The following is a 21,296-nucleotide window of genomic DNA, read 5'->3' as shown; positions in this document are numbered from 1 at the left end:
CGGCCAGGGGAACGGAAGAACGAGCGCGGCGACACGCCGCAGATGAAGATGACGCTCAAGGCATTCATCTGTTAAGAAAGGGACGGAAGTTCCATCAGCTGCGTCACGTTACCGGGAGCTTGCGCCTCTGCAGGCACAAGGGACCTTCCGTCCAGTCCTAGGCATGCACAGGAGAGTAGATCCATGAGCTTCCCCCTCTCTGCCACTCAGGCCCGTGGGATGACCACGCAGGAGATCATCGAACAGATCCGCCCCAAGCTGCGGCGGGTACTCATCGTGTTGAACAACAAGGGGGGCGCGGGGAAGACCACCACCACGGCCAACATCTCGGCCCAGCTGGCAGCCGCGCTCCACCAAGCGGGATCGTCCAAGCGGGTCCTCGCTCTGGACCTCGACCCTCAGGGCAACCTGGGGCTGGATCTGGGCTACCAGGGCAGACCCGGGGACGACGAAGGGCAGAGCGTCATCAACGTGGTGGAGGGCACGGGGCCGTTGCACATCGTGCGCGACGTACGGCCTCAGCTCGACGTCGTTCCCGGCGGCAAGGTGCTCAAGCGGACGACCGCCTCGATCATCGGCACAAGGTCCATCGACCCCCGCCGGGAGATCCTGCTGAGTCTGGCCCAGGCCCTGGCGGAGGTGTCGGACGACTACGAGTGGATCCTCATCGACTGTCCGCCCAACATCGCCGACCTGCAGCACCTGGCTGCCGTCGCCGCCGAGTACGTGCTCATCCCCGTCTGTTTCGACCAGGGCGCCATCCAGGGTCTTGAGGGAGTCAGCGAGGTCTTCGACGTCGCATCCCCGCTCAACCCGGCGCTGACCCCGCTCGGCGTGCTGCTGTTCGGCTTCGACCGCCAGCATCTGCGCAAGGTCAAGGACGAGGAGGGGGAGGTGGTGGGCGTGAAGGAGATCGGATTCCTGGCCAAGAAGCGGCGCGAGATCGAAGGCGTGCTCGGCGACTCGGGGATCCCCATCTTCCAGACCGTCATCACGCGGGCCGTCAACGTCGCGGACCAGTGCCGCAAGCACGGCCGGGTGTTCGCCGAACTGGCGGATCTGACCGCGGGCGCGGACTGGAAGAAGCACGCCAGGCAACACCAGCTGTCTCTCAGCTCGGAGTCGGCCGAGACCTCCGCCATCGAGATGGAAGAGGCCACCATGGAGATCATCGCTCGGGCGCTGGAGCTGGAAGCGGAGGCGTACGCATGACGAGCGAGTTCTTCGACGACAAGCCGCCGCAGCCGCGCCTCAGCGGGATGACCCGGGCGCGCGGCAAGCGCGGACAGAGCGGCTTGGCGACGCTGGTCGGCAAGCCGGCCGAGGGGGAGCGGAAACAGCCGTCTCCGGAGACTACGGCGGCCGCCACGGCTACGGCAGCGCCTGCCCCTGCACCGGCCGCCACGCCAGCTCCTGCACCGGCCCCTGAGCCGACCCCTGCACCGGCCGTCGCGGCGGCCCCTGCGCCCGCGCCACCTGCTCCTGCTCCTGCTCCTGCTCCTCAAGCAGAGCCGGCAGCCGCGCCGGTCGCAGCCGAGCCTGCAGCGGCAGCACCGGTCGCAGCAGAGCCCGCCAAGGTCGAAGCTCCGGCAGCACCGGTCGCTCCGGCGCTCGTGGCCCCCGCGCCCGTGGCTCAGGAGGCGGAGAGCTCCTCCGCCGGGCTCGCCATCGAGACGCCCACGTCACAGACACCTGCCAAGCCCGTCAGCGCGGTCGCTCCACTCGCGGACGCGGACGCCCCGCCGGAGCCGTCGGGATCGTCCGGCAACTCCGCAGGCTCGGCCCTCAGGGCTCCTGAGGAGGCTCCACAAGCCCGCACAACGGACGACCTAACACCGCCGTCGCCGTCGCGCCCTTCGACGCCGCACGCGACCAAGCCGCGCCGTCAGACCGCCCGTCCCGCACAGGCCTCCGCCCGCCACGCACCCGCTCCGGTCGCCGAGCCCTCGCCCACCAGTGCGTACCAGACGCCTGAGCAGGTCAGCATCTATGTGACGCCCAAGGTCAAAGAGCGGGCGCGCGAGATGAGCCGTGCCGAGGGCATCGAGTACGCCCAGCTGGCGATGGACGCCATCGACCACTACCTGACCGAAGGCGTACTAGGGGTCCTGGTCCAGGCGCGCCTCGAAGTGAGCCGACCCAACGGCTCGCGATTCCCGCCTCGAAGGAACCTGCGGTCACGATCGAAGGCGGGCATCCGCCGGGTGCTGTGGCCGGTGCAGTTCCGCCCGGCCGAACTCGACATCCTGACCGAGCTCGTCGAGGAGACCGGGGCCGAGCACCTGTCCACGCTGGTCTCCGTCGCGGTGGAGGCATATCTGCTCGACGACGACGAGGACGGCTCGCTCACCGGGGCGTCCAGCGTCAGCGCGCTTCCCGCTACCTGAGACCGGACTCCTCTTCCAGGTGATCACAACGGATGCATCCAGAGCTGGCCGGCGAGCGATGAGTTCGCGCTCGTCGGCGGCCTGACCGTCCGGAAGGGACACCGGAACGAGAGGATCCGCCAAGGCCGTGCGGGAAGGCGTGAGCCCCTTGTTCGACTGGTACGGCGGCGTCGAGGTGCCGATGGTCGGCTGTCCGATCACGTTCCTGGTTGCCGCGGCCGGCGTGGGCTGTCTGCGGGAACAGATGGACTTCGCCCAGTACGGCGCGCTCGTCTGCGACCGCCGGGTGTTCGACTACACCGGCGGCTGGGGCGGCGATCCGCCCGGCGGCGGTCGCGCGTCCGTGGTGACCCACCGAGAGCCTCCGGCGCCCCGGCCGGCGCCCTTCACGTTCGTCCACGACGGCCTGGGCGAGGTCCGGATCGACCTGGTTCCCGTGTTCCTCGGCGAAGGAATCCGCTATATCGACAACATTCAGAACGAGAAAGCCGAGCTCGAACGCGTCGAGGGCGAAGGCGTGACACACCTGCGCTACCGCGTGCACTACCGCTGACAGAGGCGTCATGAGGGGGTGCCGCTCGCGCACGAGCAGCACCCCCGGCAGAGTCGCGTCAGACGAGCTTGCGGTAGATCCGGGACGGGATCGCCTGGGCCGCGCTCTCCCGGCCGAACTCCTGGTAGACCTTCGACGTGATCTCCATGGCCTTGGGAGCGTAGGCGGGGTAGAAGTCCTTACCGCACTGCAGGTCCTTCAGCGCCGTCTTGATCTCCTTCTCCAGGTACGGCCTGGCCTGGGCGGGCTTGAGGTCGGGCCGGAAGATGACGGTCTTGCCCTTGGGCGCCTCGGGCAGCTCGCCCTTCCACGCCTTCTTCGCGACGTCCGAGGCCTGGAGCACGATCTTGCCGTGGCTCAGTCCGTCCAGCGCGGTCGGCTCGCTCCGGCTGACGCCCAGGCACGCGGCGAACTGCTTGCCCAGCTGGACGAGCCGCTTGTCCTGGTCGAGGACGCTCAACGACTTGCGCACCGCCGCTTCGAGCCGGTCGTGGTAGTCCTCCTGCGAGGTGACAGTCTTGCCCAGCACCTGCTTGACCGCCTGGGAGAAGCAGGACTCGTCGGCGGCGCGCCACTTCTTCAGCCTGTCGGCCGAGAGCGACATCAGCGTCTTGTCGTTGGGGTTCTCGTGCTGGACCGGGTTGACGACGGCGTCCTTGGGATAGACGTTCGAGGACCAGACGCCGAAGCCGTACTTGGCCCGGTACGCCCGCATTGCCTCCACGTCGCCCGCGAGCCGCTCCCGCTCCCCGGGCTGCCACGTGTGCCGGGGCTCCGGCGAGGCCACGTAGTCCAAGCCCCGCTCCTTCATGCAGGCCACGCGTTCGGCCTCCAGCCGTGTCTGCTTCTCGTACGCGGCGGCGTCGCCCGGCAGCGGGGAGGTGAGGCCGCCGAACGCGCCAGCGAGCATGGTGGCCGCGACGGCCTTGGCGATGAACATCGATGTTCTCCTTCTTCCTTGAGGGCATGCGAAACAGAACTCACGGCCACGGAAGGCCGGATCATGTGGGGAGAAGTCTCAGCAGGGGATCTTGATGCGGGACGCCTTCGGCGACACCTCGGGCAGGCCGGGGGTCAGCTCGACGGCGAGCACCGCGGTGCCGTTGACCGCGCCTTTCTTCTCGGTGTACTCGCTGCCGGGGGACACCTTCACCCTGCGGTCCCTGGTGTTCACCGTGCGCTCGCCCAGATAGCGGTAGGTCGCCCGATCGAAGATCAGCTCGGATCGAGTGCCGTCGCCCTCGTCCATGGCGACGGCCAGGCCAGGGCGGCCGGCCGCGTCCACGGCGTCGTGGATGAGCACGATGCCGTCCAGCCCGGCGGCGACCCGGTAGAGCGCGGCGCCCAGGCTGGGCCGTACCGCGGACTCGCGGACCAGGCTCTGGAGTGAGCGCCAGATACGCAGCGGCTGCTCGCCCGTGTCGGCCACGATCTTCGCGCGTACCTGGGCGGGGTCCGTCGGCCAGGCGCCCAGCCGCGCGTAGGCCGGTTGGCCTGGGCAGGCGCCCGGCTCGGACACGATGTCCTCGACGCCGCGGTCCCAGTACTTGCGGGGCGCCGGTCCCGTGGCCGACAGGTTCTGGCTGCGGCTCAGCCACGGCTTGCCCAGGTCGGCCGCCTCCCAGCGTTCCTCGCTGACCAGCACGTTGGTGTAGAGCGTCCGGCCCGACTCGTCCTTGGTGTAGAGGCTGTGCTGGGCCAGCGTCTTGGTGTGAACGTACTGGTCGCGGGCCGGAACCGTGTCGGGCCGGCCGTCGGCGGCCGACGCGGCCAGGGTGAGCAGGGTCCTGGCGTCGGCCGGAGGGGCGGCGAGCAGGTATCCAGGGGTATGCGGCCCGGAGCCCCCCAGAGTCGCCTGGGCGGCGACGATGCCGCCGGTGAGCATCACCGCCATGGCGCCGACCAGGGCGACGCGCCGGATCGGCAGTGTGGCGGGCCACCCGTGGCGCGCACGGTCCAGCCGCGCCGTCTGCGCCTGGCGGGTCAGACGGAGGAGGCGTTCACGTCCCTTCGCCGCCGCCTCCGGCGTGGGCTCAGGCTCCGCGAACGCGGCCTCGATCAGCTTCAGCTCGTCCATCACCACTCCCCGATCGGGTTGACGTCGCCCAGGGCCTTGCGCAGCTTCTTGCGCGCCCTGTTGATCCGGGACCCGACGGTCCCCACCGGTATGTCCAGGGCCGTGGCGATCTCCTCGTAGCCCAAACGGCCGAACACGAGCAGGAACACCACGTCGCGATCGCCCTTCGCCAGGCCCTTCAGTCCCTGTACGAGCTCCGGCCGGCTGGCCTGCGCCGCGAGCTGCGAGGTCAGCCGGTCCTCGTGCCCGTCGGCGCAGTCCTCGGCCGGGACCTTGCTGAGCGCGTTCAGGCGGCGGCCTTCTCTTCGGCGATGCCTGGCCACGACGTTCGTGGCGATGCCGAACAACCACGACCGCACGGTGCCCCGCTCCGGGGCGAAACCGCGCCTGCCTTGGAAAGCGAGCAGAAAGGCGTCCGCGACCAGGTCCTCGGCCTGCTCGCTGCCGAGCCGGGCGGCCAGATAGCGGTAGATCTCCTGGAAGTACCGGTCGTACAGGAGGGCGAAGAGCTCGGGATCGTCCAGCGACCGCTCGACCACGGTGACGTCTTCCATGACATCGCGGGCGTCAGGTGGTGCAGTCATGGCGTCCTTCCGAAGGCAACTGTCGCCCAGTGTTCGCCGCTCGGCAGGTTTTCTTCACGCCGGTGTCCGGCAGCCGGGCCAGGCGGCGATGGGCCGCACCCCTCGGTCGCTGTTCACCACGGCGCCGAGCAGCACCCGAGCGACTGAAGCGCCTCACGCCCGGCGTCGAAGCGAGCGACTCAGCAGCGACCGGATGGAGGCGGTGCGAACCACTGGCCCGGACCGAGCGATCGAAGCGACTCAAGCGACTGAAGCCCGGCATGCGACGCTGCTCGGCGCACGATCTGAGGAGGGGGACCTGGCGGCATTTTCGGTCGCTGGCATGGCCGGCCGGGCCGCGGCGGCGCAGAGACCGAGCGTCAGTCGCTTGAGTGCTGGGAGCGACCCAAGCGACCCGCTCAGCCCTAGGTCTCTTCAGTCGCTCCCTCTCTGGACCGAGGCTCAAACAATCCCAAAAGCCGCGAGGCGCGTGGGGGAGGAGGGGACCGAGGGACTGACAGCGCTTCGGTCGCTGGTCCTGAGTAGCTGACAAAGCCGCAGGTCAGGGGGTTGCCCGAGGATGGGCAGCGACCAAAGCGACTCCTCCTCCGGTATATGTCGTCGTAGAACGCATCGATGAGTTGGCGTCATAAGTGCTCAGTAGAGTCGCTTCAGTCGCTACTCCAGGCGGCCCGGCATCCATGTGCCGTACCACGTCCGGTCTCACGGCCCGATCGCGAAGCCGCGTCGCATTTCTTCCGCCACGCCCACGCCATCCCCCACAGCCGCCCCAAGGTCCGCTAATCTGTCGTGCCATGTTCAAGGCTCGGTCGCTTCAGTCGCTCAGCCTCCCTCACGGGCGGCGACAGGCGAGCAGACCGAACCGGCGACACACCCTCTGCCCGGACCACGAGAAGGGATGACGTGACTCTGCACGCCCCTCTCGACGATGTCACCCCCAGCCCTCCCCAGCTCTCCCGGCCGATCGACATCGCCCGCTGGTGCGCCGCCCAGGGCTGGCCCGTCCACCCCCTCGCCGCCGGCCGGAAGACCCCGGCGCGTAACTGCCCAGCCTGCCAGGCCGCCGGGCACGACCCGGCCGGATGCGCGTGCCTGCGGCAAGGACGGTGGTGCCACGGCTTCCACGCCGCCACCGTCGATTCAGAGCTGATCGACAGCTGGTGGGGTGCCCACCCGGCGTTCGGTGTCGGTGTCGCCTGCGGTCCCGCCCGGCTCGTCGTCATCGACGTCGACGCCCACCCCACGCCCGTGCCCGACCGGAACCGCCTGCTGCCCGGCATCCCCATCGACCCCAGGGTCGACCTGGCGGGCCTCGCGACCGGCTTCGACACCCTGGCGCTGCTGGCGGCCCTGCGCCGTGAGGCCGACCCCGCGGCCGACACCTCGACCCTGCGGGTCCGTACGCCCTCCGGGGGCCTGCACATCTGGTATCGCGCCGAGCCCGGCCAGACGTTCCTCTGCTCCACCGGCTCCAGTTCCTCCCGGGCCCTGGCCTGGCAGGTCGACGTACGCGCCCACGGCGGCTACATCATCGCCCCCGGGACCCGCACCCAGGACGGCGTCTACACCGCGGTGGGGGAGTGCCGCGTGCCCGCGCCCCTGCCGCGCTGGCTCGCCCAGGAACTCTCGCGCACGGCACACGTCCCGGCCGCCAGACCGCCTCAGCAGGCCCGCTCGATTCCGCCCCGTGCCCGCCAGGCCGTCGCTGTCGCCGGTGGCCGGGACGGTTCGGCCGAACGCCTGCTGCACCGCCTGCTGGCCGACATCGAGGCGTGCGCGTCCGTCCCGCACGGGGCGGGCTTCACCGCCAAGCTCAACCGAGCGGCGTACACTGCGGGCGGCCTCGTCGCGGGAGGATATCTGTCCGTGCACGACGCCGAGACGATGCTGACGGAGGCCGCCCACCATGCGCGTCCTGGACAGGAGGGCCGCTCCGACAAGATCATCAGCAGCGGTTTGACCCGAGGCTCCACCCGGCCGCTCTACCTCCAGGAACGCTCATGACGCCCGGCACCCCGTCCGGGGGCTTCAACGCGGAAGCCGCCGCCCAGCAGATGCTCGAACTGGCCGAGATCTCGACGACCGCTGCTCCGCCGCCGGCCGCGCCGCCCGCCCAGGCCCCCGCGACCAGTGACGGGTTGCTGCCTGAGTCGCTGAGCGACCGGGGCAACGCCAAGCTGTTCGTGCACCTGTACGGACGCGACTTCAAGCACGTGCCGGGCCTCGGCTGGTACCGGTGGGCGGAGTACCGCTGGATCCCCGACGAGAGCGACGCCGTGCTCTGGGCGGCGGGGGAGATGGCCGACCAGCTCGCCGTCTTCGACCGCTTCCACCGGCACACCGCCAGCGACCTGCGGCGGCACAAGAAGCGAGCCCTGTCGACCGCCGGCATCCACGCCATGCTCGTGCAGGCCAAGGCGGCTCCCGGCATGGCGCTCAACGCCGCCGCGCTGGACGCCGACCCGTACGCCCTGTGCACCCCGGCCGGGGTGGTCGACCTGCGTACCGGTCTGATCACCGCTCCCGACCCCGAGCGCCACCTGCACTCGCGCTCCACCACCCTGTCCCCCGAGCCCGGCCCCATCCCGCGCTGGGAGCGGTTCCTCGCCGACACCTTCGGCGACGACGCCGAGGGCAAGGAGACCGTCGACTTCCTGCACCTGCTGCTGGGCTACTCCATCTCCGGGGACGTCGGCGCCCAGGTCCTGCCGTTCCTGTTCGGCGCCGGCAAGAACGGCAAGTCCGTGCTGCTGGAGGTCATGCTGCAACTGCTCGGCGACTACGCCGACGCGGCCCCGCCCGGTTTCCTCATGGCCAAGTCGTTCGACGGCCACCCGACCGACCTGGCCGAGTTGCACGGCCGCCGGGTCATCGTCTGCTCCGAGCTCAAGCCCGGTGATCGTTTCGACGAGGCGCGGGTGAAGCTGCTGACGGGCGGCGACAAGATCAAGGCGCGGCGGATGCGTCAGGACTTCTTCAGTTTCGACCCGACTCATCACCTGTGGTTGCTGGGCAACCATCGCCCCGAGGTGAGTACGGGCGGGTTCGCCTTCTGGCGGCGGCTACGCCTGATCCCCTTCGAACGGGTGGTGTCCGAAGAACATAAGATTGACAACCTCGCACGCATCCTGGTGGATGAGGAGGGACCGGGAATCTTGTCCTGGTTGGTCGACGGAGCCCGCCGCTACCTGGCGGGCGAGAAAGACTTGTCAGGGCCGCAACGGGTACGTCTAGCGACAGATGCCTACGAAGCGACGGAGGATGTAGTGGGGCGGTTCATCGGAGACGCCTGCATACTCGAAGCTGGCCTGCGTGCCGAACAGACGAGTCTGTACGCGGCCTACACCCGCTGGTGCAGCTCAGAGGGCGCCACCCCTGTCTCGGCCCGGAACTTCGCCGCACGCATTCGCGACACACTGAGAATGACGTCGCCAAAGGATATGATCCTGTCCAACTCGCGCAAGTTCTATCCGGGTATCGGCCTCAGCTCCGAGTTCCACGGTGAGGAGGCCCGGCGATGAGCCTGATCAACGAATCGAGTTTGTGCCACGAGGTCGAGCTGGTGTGGCTGGAGGACACCGAGGGTCTCGACTACGTCCGCCAGAGTCTGGACAGGCTGCCCACCCGCCGCGGCAAGCCCGCCTACCACCGCGACGGCCGCATGGTGGGTTACGCCGTGCTCGGGCGGACGGCCAAGGCCGCTCCCGCGTCCGGCACCTTCCACCGCCGGGTCTTCTGGCTGGCCCCCCACGACCGCGACACGCTCCCGGACGGCGAATACAGCACCGGAGCCCCACTGGAGTCGGTCGACCCCCGGACGCTGGCCCCCGGCAAGCCCGGCCACAAGACCGAACGCTCCGAGGGTGGGCCTCCCTCGCCCGCCATGGTGGCCTTGGGGATCACCCTTCCGAAGGCCTGATCGGCCGCGAGCCGCCCTCGAACGGGCCGGTCAGGCAGCTGTCATGCTCACCCGGCCCGCCGGCGCCCAGGGACCTTGAGTCGCTGGCGTTCGCCCTGCTCACGACGCCCTGGTTGAGTCGGCGAGCGACTGAAGCGACCAGGGGGAGGGCTCTGAGACCTGAATTGTTTTCTCACGCGGATTTGCGTCATAGAGCGCAGCCCTCAGTCGCTTCGGTCGCTGGCGTGCTCTGAAAGGCCCCTGACCAGCAGCAGCGCGCAGCGACCGAGGGCAAGGAGCGAGATGGCGGCGATCCTCGCGGGGTCCGCCGGCTCACGGTCCGATCGGCGCGGCCAGTCGCTCGAGTCGCTCTCAGGACAAGAGAAGCTCCGTCGCCCGACCTTTTGGGACGTCACTCGGTGATTTCGACCAGGTCGAGGGTCCAGGGCAGCAGATCCTGAATCGGCTCCCACCGTTTGAGGTTCACGGTGAGGATCGGCTCGTCAAGATGACGGGCGGTCGCCACGGTGTGCGCTGCCGCCAGGTCGAGCCGCTCAGTCAGGTAGGCGGAGACCGCTGACAGGCGAAGCACGTCCTCGGTGGTGGTCAGGGGCTCAAGCCGGACCTGGCGTAGCCGATGGATCATGCCGTGGATCGCGTCGACCTCGTCGGCGTGCGATCCATGGTGGGCGACGACAGAACGTTGCGGGCGATCTCGTCCCGTTCGGCGGCCTGCGCATCGGCCGCCGACTGCTCGGCCAGCACACGGGCGTCGTAGGCGGTGCGCGCGGCGGCGATCTCGTTCTGGTGGGTCTCCGTCCAGGTGACCAGCGCGCGGATGGTGGCGTGCAAGGTCGCGCCCAGCGAGGTCAACTCGTAGTCGACACGCGGAGGGACGGTCGCGTGCACGGTCCTGCTCACCAGCCCGTCGCGCTCCAAGTGCCGCAGCGTGCGGGTGAGCATGCGCTGGCTGACGCCGTCGATCTCGCGGCGCAGCTCGGAGAAGCGCAGCGAGCGCCGGTCGAGCAGGGCGATGACCAGCAGTGACCACTTGTCCGCGACGCGGTCGAGGATCTGCCGGACCTCGCAGTCCTCGCGCGTGTCCCACTGGAGAACGTCGTAGTCGTCGTCGGTATCACCGCAGTAACCGAGGGACTTAGAAGTGCCATCTTCCATGGCATCTGATGATGCTCGACGATTCTGCTGGTTACAAGAAGGAACCGGCAGGACCTTTGGGAACCATGGCCGGTCCGTGCCGGCAGGCGTCTGCCGGACGGCTTACTCCCAGAACTCACAAGGGGCGAATCATGGCCACATCCACATCGAGATCCCTGCCGAGCAGCCGCATGGACGCGCGCGCCTGGGGCGTGCTCTTCGTCCTCGCCGGGGCCGCCTTCCTGGAGGGGATCGACGTGGCGATGCTGAACGTCGCACTGCCGGCGATCCGGGCCGACCTCGGCCTGTCGACCGGCACGCTCAGCGGAGTGGTCAGCGCCTACGTGCTCGGTTACGGCGGATTCATGCTGCTCGGCGGCCGGGCGGCCGACCTGCTGGGCCGCCGCAGGATGTTCTTGTTCTGGCTGACCGTGTTCCTGGTCTTCTCCGGCCTGGGAGGTTTCGCGACCGAAGGGTGGATGCTGCTGGCCGCCCGGTTCGTGACCGGGGTGGCGGCCGCGTTCATGGCTCCCGCCGGGCTCTCGCTGATCACTGTCAACTACCCGGAAGGGCCCCAGCGGACGCAGGCGCTCGGCGTGTACGCAGGGACAGCCGCCGGCGGCTTCTCGCTCGGCCTGGTCATCGGCGGGCTGCTGGCCGCGATCGGATGGCGATGGGTGTTCTTCGCGCCGGTCATCCTGGCGGCGGCGATCCTCCTCGCGGCGCTGGCCCTGCTCAAGGAGAGCCCGACGCCTGAGCGCGGGCAGGGCGGCTTCGACCTGGCCGGGGCCCTCAGCATCACCGGCGCGATGCTGCTGCTGGCGTACGGGGTGGTCCGGCTGGAGCGCCCCGGCGACGGCCTGGCGGTCACGCTCGGGGTGTTCGCCGGTGGCTTCGCCTTGCTGGCGCTGTTCGTACTGATCGAACGGCGCACGGCCAACCCCCTGGTGCGGCTGGGCATCCTGCGCTCGGGCCCGCTGGTACGGGCCAACCTGGGAGCGCTGCTCTTTCTCGCTTCGTTCGCCGGCTTCCAGTTCGTGGCCACCCTCTACCTGCAGGAGGTCCGCGGCTGGAGCAGCCTGCAGACCGGCCTGGCCATGCTGATGATCGGCATGGACACCATCCTCGCGCCGACGCTCACCCCGCGGCTGGTCAACCGGTTCGGCAACGTGCGCGTGCTGTTGGGTGGGCTGGTGGCCGCCGCCCTGGGCTACGCGCTCTTCCTGCCGATCGGGATGGACTGGACCTACGCGGCCATGCTGCCGACCATGCTCCTGCTCGGCGTCGCGTTCTCCCTGGCCTACGGCCCGCTGACGATGGCGGCGACAGAGGGGGTCGAGGAGCACGAGCACGGCCTGGCAAGCGGCCTGCTCTACACCGCCCTGCAGTTCGGCACGGCGCTCGGTCTGTCGGCGGTGACGGCCGTGAGCGTCGCGGCGCTCGGCGCGGCCACCACGCCGGCGGCGAGGCTTGATTCCCTCCAGCTCGCCCTCGTCGTCCCGGTCGTGGCCGCGATCACCGCCGTCCTGATCACCGCCTTCGGGATCCGTCGCCGTGCCGACGGCACCGGCGACCCGCGGGCCACCCTCGAATCCGTCCCGGCCTCGGCCTGACCCCCGATCGGAGTGCCTCATGGCAGACAGAGTGACGTCGTTCGACGAGATCGAGAAACAGTTCGCCGCCTACATCGGCGACATCGTGTACGCCACCATGACCACGGTGGACGCCAAGGGACGCCCGCGGGCGCGCGTCCTGATACCGATCTGGGAAGTGGTCGACGGCCGCCCTCTCGGCTGGCTGGCCACCTACCGGACCCCGGTGAAGACGGCGCACCTGGCCCGCAACCCGCACACCACGTTCTCCTACTGGAGTCCCCGTCAGAACGCCGTCAGCCTGGACACCGTGGCCGAATGGGTGAGCGACCCGGCGGTCGTGAGCCGGGTGTGGACCCTCTACCGCGAGGGCAGCCCGCCCGGAGCCGGGTACGAGCTGGGCAACTTCTGGAGCAGCCCCGAGGATCCCCGGCTGCACGTCCTGCGGCTGACTCCGTGGCGCGTCCAGGTCATCCGCGGTGCCGACCTGCACAGCAAGATCTGGCAGGTGGAGCCCGCCTGACCACGTTCCCGCAAGCTCGTGGCCCAGAACTCCTGCGTCAAGGAGTGAGGACGAGGCGGCCACGGAGACCGCCTGCGGCGAGCCGGCGGTGGGCGTCGGCGACCTGGTCGAGCGGCCTGCTCTCAGCCACGCGCAGGGTGAGGGAGCCCGCTTCGACCAGGGCGGCGAGCCCGGAGAGGCGGGCGCCGTCAGCGCGGATCCAGTGATGGAAGACCCGGATGCCACGCAGCGGAAGCGGCGCCCCTCCCGCCACCAGCGCGGCGAACGCTCCCCCCGACCGGACCGCGTCGAGGGCGGACACTCCGACCACGGCAGCGTCCAGCGCCGCGTGCGCACCGCCCGGGACGAGGCGACGGACCGCCTCACCCAGCCGCGCCGTACGCGGCACGAACAGCTCGGCCCCCAGCCTGCGGACGAGCGGTTCGTCGTTGGCCCCGGCGACCGCGATCACCCGGAGCCCGCGCGCGACGGCCAGCTGGACCGCGAAGCCGCCGACGGCACCGGCCGCCCCGGTCACCAGCAGCGTCTGCCCGTGCTCCAGGTCGAGCCCGTCGAGCGCTTGCGCGGCGGTGAGGCCGTTCAGGGGCAGTGTGGCGGCTTGTACGGCCGAGACACCCGCCGGCGCGGCGGCGACCGCGTCCGCGTCGAGGACGACGTAGTCGGCCTGAGCGCCGAGCGGCACGTCCAGCCGGTCGGACAGGCCGATCACCCGGTCCCCGCGCCTGAGACCGGTCCCCCCCGGGCCCGTCTGATCGACGGTTCCTGCGACATCCCATCCGATGCCGATCAGGTCCCGCACCGGCAGCAAGCCCGCCTCGGTGAGCGCACCGGACCGTGTCGCCAGATCGACCGGGTTGACCGTCGCGGCCTCGACCCGGATCCGGACCTGTCCCTCTCCCGCGAGCGGCATCGGCACGTCGGCGATCTGGAGAACCTCCGGTCCGCCGAACGTACGGATGACAACTGCACGCATGAAACCTCCTCGTCGTCCCACTTCCAGGATTCGAGGACGACCGTACGGACACCTGCTCTCCGTCGGGAAGTAAGCACCTTGAAGTGCGTATCTCACCCGCAGGAGCGCGAGCAGGCGCGGGGGACGATACCGACGGCGACCTGACCCGTCACCGTCTAGGACGGGTCCAACCGTTCCTCGGACACGGGTCCGCCGATGATCTGGGCGCGGGGCAGCAGGGAGAGCGTCTGCAGCGCGCGCAGGAAGCCCTGCCGGTCGGCCTCGGGCAGCCGGGCGAGCAGGCGCTCCTCGTTGGCCTGGATCTCGGCCCGTACCGCTCGGCGTGTCGCGCGGCCCTCGTCGGTGATCGCGAGGATGCGGGCGCGGCGGTCGCGCGGGTCCGGTTCGCGGGTGATGAGCCCGTCCGCCTGCAGTTTGTCGAGGGTGGTGATGATACGGGTCTTGTCGGCGCCGATCGTCTCGGCCAGGGCGACCTGGGTGCGGACGGCGCCGTCGTCCAAGGCGCCGAGCACGATGTAGCCCCACATGGAGAGGCCGTGCTTCGCCAGCACCGGGAGTTCGGCCGCGATGAGCGACTGCAGGAGGGGCTGCAGCATCGCGGCCAGGTCGCGGCGACTCGTCACGGGTTCATGGTAGCCGTTGACAGATAATAAGCAGGAGTAGATCATATGCGAATGCTTACGAACAATAAGGCCGACCTCGTCGCCCTCGACGCCCAAGCTGTGCGGGCCAGCGTCGAGCTGGCCTCCCGCGTGCGGCCCGCGGACCTGTCCCGCCCGACGCCCTGCCTCGGCTGGACCGTGTACGACCTGCTCGCGCACATGGCCACCCAGCATTACGGGTTCGCCGCGGCGGCCAGGGGCGACGGGGACGCCGCCCAGTGGCGGTTGCGCTCCCTGGGCGACGACGTCGTGGCGAGCTACCGAAAAGCGGCCGAGCATGTCCTGGCGGCCTTCGCCGCCGACGGCGTGCTGGAGCGGAGCTTTCCCCTGCCCGAGATCGCCAGCGGATTCGCCTTCCCCGGCAGGCAGGCCATCAGCTTTCACTTCATCGACTACGTCGTCCACTCGTGGGACCTCGCCAAGGCGCTGGGCGGTGACGTGGAGTTCCCGCCGGACCTGCTGGAGGTCGCCCTGGACGTGGCCCGGGCCGTTCCTGACGGCGAGGCCCGCCGCACTCCCGGAGCGGCCTTCGCGCCGGCGCTCGTCTGGGCGGGAGAGTCCCGCCTGGACCAGATCGTCGCCATCCTGGGCCGATCGCCGCACTGGCCCGGCTGAACGCGGCGTGTCATGAGAACGTCGACTTCTCCGGCGCCGGGTCGTCGGTCCAGCCCAGTCGCTTGATCACGTACGCCGCCGACCCCTCGACGTCCTCCACGGCGAGCAGGTTTCCGCTGGCCCGATCGATGATGATCCGCTGACGGGTGGGCGCCTCGCCGTAGGTCAGCGCGACCCCGGTCCGGCCGTCGATGTCGGTGGCGTCGTTCTCGACCCGCACGCCCGGCAGGCCGGCGAGCACCCGGTAGAGCGCGGCCCTGGTGGCAGGGGTGCTCTCGGTGTCGAGAAGCAGCCACTTGCTCACGCCCCACAGCCACGCCTCCGGGGTGTCCCGGTCGTTGGCCCGCAGCAGCTCGGCCTTGAGCGCCTCGGGCTCGGTGGGCAGCTCCGTCACGGGCTTGGTCGTCAGCTTCAGCGGAGTGAAGTACGTCTTTCCCGACTGGCAGCCGTCGCACAGGCCGGGGGAGCCCGCGGCCTTCCACGCCTGTTCGTCGGCGGGAGTGAGCGGTTTGGAGGAGACGGGTCCGCGCTGTGTGCGATAGCCGACGGCGCGATCCCTGCTCGCCCACAGGACGTCGCTCACCCGATGCTCGACGGTGTAGGTCGCGGTCTTCATCCGCGCCACCTGCACCATCTCCCGCCGCCACCACGCCCCGGTGCCCGGGGGCTGGGCGGCCAGCCGGTCGGCCGCCGCGGCGAGCACCGCGTCCGCCTCCGGTACGGCGGCCGTCTGGACGTCCGTCCGGTCCAGGAGCGGCACCGCCACGAAGCCCCCGGCCATCACCGCGGTGACCGCCGCGGCCGCGAGCGCCACCTTGGGCCAGACCGGCCGGTGCCGCCGCCGAGTGGCGCCGAGCATCCGGGCGCGGGCGGCCGTCAGCGTGGCGTGGTCGGCGGGCGGCGCCTGCGGCATCACCTCGTCGATGAGCTGGAATTCCTTCATCACACCTCAACTCCCAACGTCTCACGAAGCTTGGTCCTGGCCCGGCTGAGCCGGGAGGCGACGGTGCCGTAGGCGATGCCGAGCGCCGCCGCGACCTCGTCGTAGGTCAGCTCGCCGTAGGCGACGAGCAGCACCACGTCGCGCTCACCGCGCGACAACCCGGCCAGCGCGGCCGAGAGTTGCCGTACGGTCACCCGCGCCGCGACCCGATCCACCACCCGCTGGTCGTGGCCGTCCTCGTCGGGAGGCGGCCCCGACCTGGCCAGCGCCCGGTATCGCCGCAGCTCGGCACGCCGGTGCCGGCCGATGAGTTTCGTGGCGATGCCGTACAACCAGGGTTTGATGCCGCCTTTGGCGGCGTCGAAGCCGTGTCGCCGGCGGAAGGCGATCAGGAAGGTCTCGGCGGCGAGGTCCTCGGCGATGTCGAGGTCGAGGCGGCGGCTGATGTAGCCGCGTATCTCCTCGTAGTGGGCATCGAAGAGAGCGGAGAATCGCTCGGGATCGGCGACTGCTCCGTCGAGGAACGTGGTCATGCACGGGTCTCTCTCGCCGGGGATGTCGGACACTACTGATTGCCCGGTCGCCGCCGACCCTTCCGCACGAGTTTCACCGCCGCCCGGCGCGTCCCGGCCGCGGATGCGCGGCGCCACCGCTGCCGATAGAGTCGTTGTGATCATCAACGCCGTCCTTGCGGACCCGAAGTGGCGCGGCCGGTGGTTCAAGGCGCGTGACAGGGGGACGAGTGGCCAGCCAGAGCAGGGGACGGCCGGGCTGGCTGCACGTGGGAGCGCTCGAGGATCGGCTGACCCGGGCGTGGGAGGCCGGCGCGTTCCCGCCCGCCGAGGTGCTGCTGGCCATCATGACGCTGTCCGCGGTGCCGCGAGCTCTGGGCACCCGCCTGGCCGCGCACCTGGACGGCGGCATCGTGGTGGGGCCCGGCGCCGTACCGGATCTGCCGGGGTTCGAGGCGCTGCGCGGCGTCCCGCTGCCGGTGCAGCAAGGGGACTGGGAGCGCAGCGCGGGCGTGTACGACCCCGTCCGGCGCCGGGTCGGGGTCGGCAGCGTGCCGTCCCCGTCGGTCAGCGTGGCCGGGCACGAGCTGGGGCACGCCACGGACCACCTGGACGGCATGCCGTCGCGCGGCGCGTTCTGGTCGCGGTTGCACGCGCTGCGCGCGCCGCACCTGGCGCCGCCCTACCGGCAGGACGCCGCCGAGCTTTACGCCGAAGCCTTCGCCTGCGTCCTGGTACGGCGGGCGAGACGGCTGATCGATCTGTTCGGCGACGAGGACGCGGCCCGGCACGCCTACTTATGGTTTTCTGGCCGGTACGGGATCGGCTGAGCGGGATTGTCTCCTTCCCTGGAGAGTCAGGCGCGCTATTCTGGGGAGGACAGGTGACTGATGAGACGGAAGGGGCGCAGCTCATGACCGCTGTCATGCTGGCCGGCGGCGTCCTGCGCATTCCCGAGTCGACCGTGCTGGCCGACGGCACCCGTGTCGACGGGACCCGCGACATCCCACCCGACGCCCCCGACTACGAGATCTGGCTGCCGCACGCGATGCCTGAAGAGGCGGCCTGGCACGGCGACGCCGACGACCTGCGGATTCTGGCCCGCTGGCGGGCCGCCGCGAGCGCCTGAGCGCCGGAGTCGCCTCTCCATCAGGCCCATCGGGTCTCGTGCAGGTGCAGCCATCGCCATCCGTCCTGAAGAACGACGGTGGCCAGCCGTCCCTCGCCGTCCTGCCACTCCTCGTAGCGGGCCACTACCAGGCCGGGGGCCGTGGCCACGACGGCGACGGCCCGGATCTCGATCCGCGCGTCCGGGCGGCGCCCGTAGGCGGACTTCACCTCGGCGAGCACGTCGTCGCGCGACAGCAGCCGCCCGTCCGGGGCCACCATCGTGAAGCCGGGCGCGTGCGCGGCGGAGAACCGGTCGAAGGACGCCCGTGGCATCCTCCCTGCCAGCCACTGCTCGATCACCTGGTGGTGCCGTACGACCTCGGCGCGGACCGCGCCCGTGAGGTCCTGGTCCGCCTCCATCACCTCTCCGCCCAGGCGGCCGGCGAGGTCACCTCGATGCCGAGCCGCTTCGCGCCCTCGGACGGAGCGGCGTACAACTCCCGTCCCGGCCCGGCGACCCACCGGTACGTCGCGGCCACCGCCGCCGCCACGTCCGGCCCGAGCGCCGCGGCCGCCCCCGCCACGAAGGCGTCCACGTCCATCGCCTCGTACCGTGCCCCGAACGCGGCGGCCAGTTCCGGTCCGGTCACCGGATCCCCGCCGAGATCCAGCGTGGCGCCCGCCAGGTCGTCGCCGGTGAGCGCGGCCAGCGTGGCGGCGGCCAGGTCGGCATGGCTGAGCCAGGACACCCGCACGCTCGCCGGCAGGGGGTAGCGCAGGACGCCCTCGCCGGTCAGCCCCCGCCGCACCCATGGCGCCGCCAGGTTCTCCAGGTAGATCGGCGGGCAGAGCACCACCGCCGGCACGGGCGAGTCCAGCACCGTCCGGGCCGCGGCCCGCCGCGTGTCGAACGCCGCCACGCCGGTGTCGGCTCGCGGCAGCCGGTTGCCCGGGTTGAACACCAGCCGCGCCACCCCGGCGGCCGCCGCCTCCGCCAGCACGTTGCGCATGTACGCCGCCACCCGGTCCGGGTCGTACTCCAGCGGCAGCACCATCGAGACGTGCGTGACGCCGGCGAACGCCTCCCGCAGGCGCCCGCGATCCCCCAGGTCGGCCCTGACGGGCTCCACCCCCTCCGGGACCACCCCGGTACGGGACACGCCCCGCACCGCCAACCCCTCCTCCATCAGCCGCCGGGCCACCGCCCCGCCCTGGGCGCCACCCGCGCCGAACACCAGAACCGTCATGCACTCAACCTCCCAGCCACGGCGAGTACGCTCCATAAAGGAAAGTCCTCGACGCTTTAAGGAACGTCCGTGGAAGACGACCTGCTGAGCGAAGTCCTCGCCCCGCTGCGGCTGGAGGGCGTCTTCCACAGCCGCTGGACGGCCCACTCGCCCTGGGGAGTCGCCGGAGAGGGGGAGGACTGCGCCCTGCTCCACTACGTGCAGGCGGGAACGTGCACGGTCGAACTGCCCGGCCACGCCCCGGTCCGGCTGGCGGCCGGCGACCTCGCGGTGTTCCCGCACGGCACCGCCCACCGGCTCGGCGACGCCCCCGGCCGCGCCACCGTGCCGCTGGCGAGCCTGCTGCCCGCCCGGCCGCCGGGCGCGGCGCGCACGGTGCGCATCGACGGTCCCGGCGCGGCGACCACGATGTTGTGCGGCGGCCTGCACTACGACCCCGCCGCGGCCGCGCCCCTGTACCGGGCGTTGCCGCCGGTGCTCGTGCTGGAGCGGGACGCGCTGCGGCGGCAGCCGCTGCTGGCCGGCACGCTGGACGGTCTGGCGCGGGAGTGGGACCAGAGCGCGCCGGGCCAGACGCTGGTGGCGCTGCGCGCCTTCGAGCTGGTCTTCGTGCTGGCGCTGCGGGCGGCGTTGGGCGCTCTGGCGGAGGGCGAGCCGATCCTGCGGGCGCTGCGCCACCCGGCCGTGGGGCCCGCGCTGCTGGCGGTGCACCGCAGGTTCGCCGAGCCGTGGACGCTGGACCGGCTCGCCGCCGAGGCCGGGATGTCGCGTTCGGCGTTCGCGGCGGCGTTCCGCGAGCTCGTCGGCGTGGCGCCGATGCGGCACCTGACGGCGCGGCGGCTGCAGGAGGCCGCCCGGCTCCTGGCCGGGACCGCGCTGCCGCACCACGCCGTCGCGCGGCGCGTCGGCTACCGGTCCGAGGTCGGGTTCCACCTGGCGTTCAAACGGGAGTACGGCCTCACTCCCGGCGACTACCGGCGGGCCAGGTCGCCGGGCCTGCCTCCGGCGAGCGCGCAGACAGCGACTGAAGCGACTCAAAATCCGAACTAGCTCCGTCGTTCGCGTCCGGGCGCGAGTCAGCCTCCGGGGCCACCCGCGCCTCGTCATGCGGTGGACCCGGTGGGGTAGTCGTCGACGGACATGGAGTCGTACAGGCGTCCGCTCTTGGTGGTGAGGCGGAGGACGGCGCGGCCGAGCCCCGCGGGCAGCACGGAGATCAGGCGGGCGCCCTCGGCCAGTCCCCGCACGCCGAGGCGTGACCTGGGGATCAGGGTCTTCGCCACGCTCAGCGCGACCGCACGGCTGCCGCGCACATGCTCCGCCATCGCGCGCTCGTAGGCGGGGAAGGCGCGCTCGTGGTCGCCGCCCGCCCGCGCCAGCTCCCCGGCGAGGACGTACGCGCCGACGACGGCCAGGCTGGTGCTGCCGCCGACGGCCGGGCCGGGGCAGTAGCCCGCGTCGCCGACGAGCGTCACCCTCCCTCGCGACCAGGTGTCCATGCGGAGCTGGCTGATCGAGTCGAAGTAGAACGCCGGGGTACGGTCGAGCTCGCCCAGCCAGCGGTCCACATCGGGGTGCATGCCCTGGAACGCGCCGCGCAGCAGCTCCTTCTGCCGGGGCACGTCGCGGTGGTGGCAGTCGAGCTCGCGCTCGCTGCGGAACAGGAACAACGCCCGCGCCTCGCCGAGGTGCCGCGCGCCGTACATGCCGGCGGTACGGCCGACGCCGGCGTGCATGAGCAGCTCGCCGTCGAGGCCGGGGGAGCCGGGCAGGGTCAGCACCCCGAGGTAGGCGCCGATGAAGGCGCTGAAGCGGGACTCGTCGCCGAACACGAGGCCGCGTACGTCGGAGTGCAACCCGTCCGCGCCGACGACGAGGTCGAAGCGGCGCGGCGCGGCGTTCTCGAACCGCACCTCGCCGTCGGGGGAGATCGCGGTGATCGAGTCGCCGAAGACGTACTCGACGTCGTCGCTCCCGGCGTCGTGGTAGATCTCGCTCAGGTCGTCGCGCATGATCTCGACATGCCGGTCGGAGGCGGCGCCGTAGATCTTGGAGAGGTCCACCCGGACGGGACGTCGTGCGCCCTCCCGGCAGAGGGTCATCCGGTGCGCGCCGGTGGCCCGCTCCTCGACGCGGGGGAGCACGCCCATCTTCTCCGAGATGTTCATCGCGGGCCGGAACAGGTCGACCGCGTGCCCGCCCGTCTTGCGCAGCGCGGGGGCTCGTTCCACGACGGTGACCTCGAAGCCGTGCCTTGTGAGCCAGTAGGCCAGCACCGGACCGGCGACGCCGGCGCCGGAGACGAGAATTCGCATGGCACTCCTTGTGGTGATGAGGCCACTGTCGCCGCCGGTGGGTGCCGCTGTATTGGACGGATGTTCCCGTGCAGCCGGTTCGCCGGGTGGGTACTTCGGCGCAGGACTGGACGATTCGGGGTTTCCGGCAGGAGCCGGCCGGTCTCCGCC

25 protein-coding genes are annotated in these 21,296 nt (G+C 71.0%); 12 read left to right on the top strand and 13 right to left on the bottom strand.

Annotation, left to right across the window (positions count from 1 at the left end; genetic code table 11):
- Positions 1-183 precede the first annotated feature (183 nt).
- Positions 184-1,212 carry a ParA family protein gene (locus SMD20_RS46350; RefSeq protein WP_329594020.1) on the top strand — a complete coding sequence of 343 codons (1,029 nt, stop codon included), beginning with the start codon at positions 184-186 and terminating at the stop codon, positions 1,210-1,212.
- 159 nt (positions 1,213-1,371) lie between these two features.
- Here the strand turns inward: SMD20_RS46350 and SMD20_RS46345 are convergent, their stop codons facing one another.
- Entirely contained in the window at positions 1,372-1,554 is a 183-nt protein-coding gene (locus tag SMD20_RS46345) for a hypothetical protein (RefSeq protein ID WP_329594018.1), read from the bottom strand.
- A 470-nt stretch (positions 1,555-2,024) separates the two neighbouring features.
- On the opposite strand from SMD20_RS46345, the gene SMD20_RS46340 reads away from it, so the two are divergent.
- The gene (locus tag SMD20_RS46340) at positions 2,025-2,387 is read left to right on the top strand and encodes a hypothetical protein (protein WP_329594016.1); all 363 of its coding nucleotides are present in this window, start codon (positions 2,025-2,027) and stop codon (positions 2,385-2,387) included.
- Between the two features lie 148 nt (positions 2,388-2,535).
- Positions 2,536-2,940 carry a hypothetical protein gene (locus SMD20_RS46335; RefSeq protein ID WP_329594014.1) on the top strand — a complete coding sequence of 135 codons (405 nt, stop codon included), beginning with the start codon at positions 2,536-2,538 and terminating at the stop codon, positions 2,938-2,940.
- 58 nt (positions 2,941-2,998) lie between these two features.
- On the opposite strand, the gene SMD20_RS46330 is transcribed toward SMD20_RS46335, so the two are convergent.
- The 3 genes from SMD20_RS46330 to SMD20_RS46320 all read right to left on the bottom strand — a co-directional run bounded on the left by SMD20_RS46330 (position 2,999) and on the right by SMD20_RS46320 (position 5,601).
- On the bottom strand, positions 2,999-3,880 hold the full coding sequence (locus tag SMD20_RS46330; RefSeq protein ID WP_329594012.1) for a hypothetical protein: 882 nt from the start codon (positions 3,878-3,880) through the stop codon (positions 2,999-3,001).
- Positions 3,881-3,958: 78 nt separating this feature from the next.
- The gene (locus tag SMD20_RS46325; protein WP_329594010.1) at positions 3,959-5,017 is read right to left on the bottom strand and encodes a CU044_5270 family protein; all 1,059 of its coding nucleotides are present in this window, start codon (positions 5,015-5,017) and stop codon (positions 3,959-3,961) included.
- Positions 5,017-5,601, bottom strand: a complete 585-nt coding sequence (locus SMD20_RS46320; protein WP_329594008.1) for an RNA polymerase sigma factor — start codon at positions 5,599-5,601, stop codon at positions 5,017-5,019. Before SMD20_RS46320 ends, SMD20_RS46325 begins: the two co-directional genes overlap by 1 nt.
- A 903-nt stretch (positions 5,602-6,504) precedes the next feature.
- On the opposite strand from SMD20_RS46320, the gene SMD20_RS46315 reads away from it, so the two are divergent.
- From SMD20_RS46315 to SMD20_RS46305, 3 genes are read left to right on the top strand one after another with little or no spacing between them, the layout of a single operon-like run.
- A complete protein-coding gene (locus SMD20_RS46315; RefSeq protein WP_329594007.1) occupies positions 6,505-7,605 on the top strand; it encodes a bifunctional DNA primase/polymerase in 1,101 nt (366 codons plus the stop codon).
- On the top strand, positions 7,602-9,122 hold the full coding sequence (locus SMD20_RS46310) for a DNA primase family protein (RefSeq protein WP_329594005.1): 1,521 nt from the start codon (positions 7,602-7,604) through the stop codon (positions 9,120-9,122). Before SMD20_RS46315 ends, SMD20_RS46310 begins: the two co-directional genes overlap by 4 nt.
- The gene (locus tag SMD20_RS46305; protein ID WP_091088912.1) at positions 9,119-9,520 is read left to right on the top strand and encodes a DUF6009 family protein; all 402 of its coding nucleotides are present in this window, start codon (positions 9,119-9,121) and stop codon (positions 9,518-9,520) included. The genes SMD20_RS46310 and SMD20_RS46305 overlap by 4 nt, the downstream gene beginning before the upstream one ends.
- Before the next feature lie 391 nt (positions 9,521-9,911).
- Here the strand turns inward: SMD20_RS46305 and SMD20_RS46300 are convergent, their stop codons facing one another.
- Together SMD20_RS46300 and SMD20_RS46295 are read right to left on the bottom strand one after the other, a co-directional pair.
- Positions 9,912-10,145, bottom strand: coding sequence for a hypothetical protein (locus SMD20_RS46300; RefSeq protein WP_329594002.1), 234 nt, complete (start codon positions 10,143-10,145; stop codon positions 9,912-9,914).
- Positions 10,142-10,675 carry a winged helix-turn-helix transcriptional regulator gene (locus SMD20_RS46295; protein ID WP_329594000.1) on the bottom strand — a complete coding sequence of 178 codons (534 nt, stop codon included), beginning with the start codon at positions 10,673-10,675 and terminating at the stop codon, positions 10,142-10,144. The genes SMD20_RS46300 and SMD20_RS46295 overlap by 4 nt, the downstream gene beginning before the upstream one ends.
- Positions 10,676-10,806: 131 nt before the next feature.
- Between SMD20_RS46295 and SMD20_RS46290 the strand changes: the two genes are divergently transcribed.
- Both SMD20_RS46290 and SMD20_RS46285 read left to right on the top strand, forming a co-directional pair.
- Complete coding sequence (locus tag SMD20_RS46290; protein ID WP_329593997.1) at positions 10,807-12,267, top strand: MFS transporter; 1,461 nt, start codon at positions 10,807-10,809, stop codon at positions 12,265-12,267.
- Between the two features lie 19 nt (positions 12,268-12,286).
- Positions 12,287-12,769: a pyridoxamine 5'-phosphate oxidase family protein gene (locus SMD20_RS46285; RefSeq protein ID WP_329593995.1), complete on the top strand. Its 483-nt coding sequence runs from the start codon at positions 12,287-12,289 to the stop codon at positions 12,767-12,769.
- A 37-nt stretch (positions 12,770-12,806) separates the two neighbouring features.
- Here the strand turns inward: SMD20_RS46285 and SMD20_RS46280 are convergent, their stop codons facing one another.
- Entirely contained in the window at positions 12,807-13,742 is a 936-nt protein-coding gene (locus SMD20_RS46280; RefSeq protein ID WP_329593993.1) for an NADP-dependent oxidoreductase, read from the bottom strand.
- A gap of 155 nt (positions 13,743-13,897) precedes the next feature.
- A complete protein-coding gene (locus tag SMD20_RS46275; RefSeq protein ID WP_329593991.1) occupies positions 13,898-14,365 on the bottom strand; it encodes a MarR family winged helix-turn-helix transcriptional regulator in 468 nt (155 codons plus the stop codon).
- A gap of 51 nt (positions 14,366-14,416) precedes the next feature.
- Between SMD20_RS46275 and SMD20_RS46270 the strand changes: the two genes are divergently transcribed.
- Positions 14,417-15,019 carry a TIGR03086 family metal-binding protein gene (locus tag SMD20_RS46270; protein ID WP_329593989.1) on the top strand — a complete coding sequence of 201 codons (603 nt, stop codon included), beginning with the start codon at positions 14,417-14,419 and terminating at the stop codon, positions 15,017-15,019.
- Positions 15,020-15,029: 10 nt separating this feature from the next.
- On the opposite strand, the gene SMD20_RS46265 is transcribed toward SMD20_RS46270, so the two are convergent.
- Both SMD20_RS46265 and SMD20_RS46260 read right to left on the bottom strand, forming a co-directional pair.
- A complete protein-coding gene (locus SMD20_RS46265; protein WP_329594766.1) occupies positions 15,030-15,962 on the bottom strand; it encodes a CU044_5270 family protein in 933 nt (310 codons plus the stop codon).
- Positions 15,962-16,495: an RNA polymerase sigma factor gene (locus tag SMD20_RS46260; protein WP_329593987.1), complete on the bottom strand. Its 534-nt coding sequence runs from the start codon at positions 16,493-16,495 to the stop codon at positions 15,962-15,964. The genes SMD20_RS46265 and SMD20_RS46260 overlap by 1 nt, the downstream gene beginning before the upstream one ends.
- A 194-nt stretch (positions 16,496-16,689) precedes the next feature.
- Between SMD20_RS46260 and SMD20_RS46255 the strand changes: the two genes are divergently transcribed.
- Together SMD20_RS46255 and SMD20_RS46250 are read left to right on the top strand one after the other, a co-directional pair.
- Positions 16,690-17,304 carry a hypothetical protein gene (locus tag SMD20_RS46255; RefSeq protein WP_329593985.1) on the top strand — a complete coding sequence of 205 codons (615 nt, stop codon included), beginning with the start codon at positions 16,690-16,692 and terminating at the stop codon, positions 17,302-17,304.
- A 53-nt stretch (positions 17,305-17,357) separates the two neighbouring features.
- Positions 17,358-17,603, top strand: coding sequence for a hypothetical protein (locus SMD20_RS46250; protein ID WP_329593983.1), 246 nt, complete (start codon positions 17,358-17,360; stop codon positions 17,601-17,603).
- Positions 17,604-17,623: 20 nt separating this feature from the next.
- Here the strand turns inward: SMD20_RS46250 and SMD20_RS46245 are convergent, their stop codons facing one another.
- On the bottom strand, positions 17,624-18,004 hold the full coding sequence (locus tag SMD20_RS46245; RefSeq protein ID WP_329593981.1) for a DUF4440 domain-containing protein: 381 nt from the start codon (positions 18,002-18,004) through the stop codon (positions 17,624-17,626).
- Positions 18,004-18,831 carry an SDR family oxidoreductase gene (locus SMD20_RS46240; RefSeq protein WP_329593978.1) on the bottom strand — a complete coding sequence of 276 codons (828 nt, stop codon included), beginning with the start codon at positions 18,829-18,831 and terminating at the stop codon, positions 18,004-18,006. Before SMD20_RS46240 ends, SMD20_RS46245 begins: the two co-directional genes overlap by 1 nt.
- A 69-nt stretch (positions 18,832-18,900) precedes the next feature.
- On the opposite strand from SMD20_RS46240, the gene SMD20_RS46235 reads away from it, so the two are divergent.
- Entirely contained in the window at positions 18,901-19,881 is a 981-nt protein-coding gene (locus SMD20_RS46235; RefSeq protein ID WP_329593976.1) for an AraC family transcriptional regulator, read from the top strand.
- 53 nt (positions 19,882-19,934) lie between these two features.
- Here the strand turns inward: SMD20_RS46235 and SMD20_RS46230 are convergent, their stop codons facing one another.
- The gene (locus SMD20_RS46230; protein WP_329593974.1) at positions 19,935-21,146 is read right to left on the bottom strand and encodes an FAD-dependent monooxygenase; all 1,212 of its coding nucleotides are present in this window, start codon (positions 21,144-21,146) and stop codon (positions 19,935-19,937) included.
- Positions 21,147-21,296: the final 150 nt, after the last annotated feature.

It is taken from the genome of Nonomuraea sp. LP-02 (assembly GCF_036289125.1).
In the GTDB taxonomy this organism is placed as follows: Bacteria; Actinomycetota; Actinomycetes; order Streptosporangiales; family Streptosporangiaceae; genus Nonomuraea; species Nonomuraea bangladeshensis.
This window is presented reverse-complemented; position numbering and strand designations above follow the sequence as displayed.

Excerpts from the sequence above, each read along its gene's own strand:
- SMD20_RS46350 (WP_329594020.1), top strand. The coding sequence starts at position 184 with ATGAGCTTCCCCCTCTCTGCCACTCAGGCCCGTGGGATGACCACGCAG.
- SMD20_RS46340 (WP_329594016.1), top strand. The coding sequence starts at position 2,025 with ATGAGCCGTGCCGAGGGCATCGAGTACGCCCAGCTGGCGATGGACGCC.
- SMD20_RS46330 (WP_329594012.1), bottom strand. The coding sequence starts at position 3,880 with ATGTTCATCGCCAAGGCCGTCGCGGCCACCATGCTCGCTGGCGCGTTC.
- SMD20_RS46325 (WP_329594010.1), bottom strand. The coding sequence starts at position 5,017 with ATGGACGAGCTGAAGCTGATCGAGGCCGCGTTCGCGGAGCCTGAGCCC.
- SMD20_RS46320 (WP_329594008.1), bottom strand. The coding sequence starts at position 5,601 with ATGACTGCACCACCTGACGCCCGCGATGTCATGGAAGACGTCACCGTG.
- SMD20_RS46310 (WP_329594005.1), top strand. The coding sequence starts at position 7,602 with ATGACGCCCGGCACCCCGTCCGGGGGCTTCAACGCGGAAGCCGCCGCC.
- SMD20_RS46305 (WP_091088912.1), top strand. The coding sequence starts at position 9,119 with ATGAGCCTGATCAACGAATCGAGTTTGTGCCACGAGGTCGAGCTGGTG.
- SMD20_RS46300 (WP_329594002.1), bottom strand. The coding sequence starts at position 10,145 with ATGATCCATCGGCTACGCCAGGTCCGGCTTGAGCCCCTGACCACCACC.
- SMD20_RS46295 (WP_329594000.1), bottom strand. The coding sequence starts at position 10,675 with ATGGAAGATGGCACTTCTAAGTCCCTCGGTTACTGCGGTGATACCGAC.
- SMD20_RS46290 (WP_329593997.1), top strand. The coding sequence starts at position 10,807 with ATGGCCACATCCACATCGAGATCCCTGCCGAGCAGCCGCATGGACGCG.
- SMD20_RS46285 (WP_329593995.1), top strand. The coding sequence starts at position 12,287 with ATGGCAGACAGAGTGACGTCGTTCGACGAGATCGAGAAACAGTTCGCC.
- SMD20_RS46280 (WP_329593993.1), bottom strand. The coding sequence starts at position 13,742 with ATGCGTGCAGTTGTCATCCGTACGTTCGGCGGACCGGAGGTTCTCCAG.
- SMD20_RS46270 (WP_329593989.1), top strand. The coding sequence starts at position 14,417 with ATGCTTACGAACAATAAGGCCGACCTCGTCGCCCTCGACGCCCAAGCT.
- SMD20_RS46265 (WP_329594766.1), bottom strand. The coding sequence starts at position 15,962 with ATGAAGGAATTCCAGCTCATCGACGAGGTGATGCCGCAGGCGCCGCCC.
- SMD20_RS46260 (WP_329593987.1), bottom strand. The coding sequence starts at position 16,495 with ATGACCACGTTCCTCGACGGAGCAGTCGCCGATCCCGAGCGATTCTCC.
- SMD20_RS46245 (WP_329593981.1), bottom strand. The coding sequence starts at position 18,004 with ATGGAGGCGGACCAGGACCTCACGGGCGCGGTCCGCGCCGAGGTCGTA.
- SMD20_RS46240 (WP_329593978.1), bottom strand. The coding sequence starts at position 18,831 with ATGACGGTTCTGGTGTTCGGCGCGGGTGGCGCCCAGGGCGGGGCGGTG.
- SMD20_RS46230 (WP_329593974.1), bottom strand. The coding sequence starts at position 21,146 with ATGCGAATTCTCGTCTCCGGCGCCGGCGTCGCCGGTCCGGTGCTGGCC.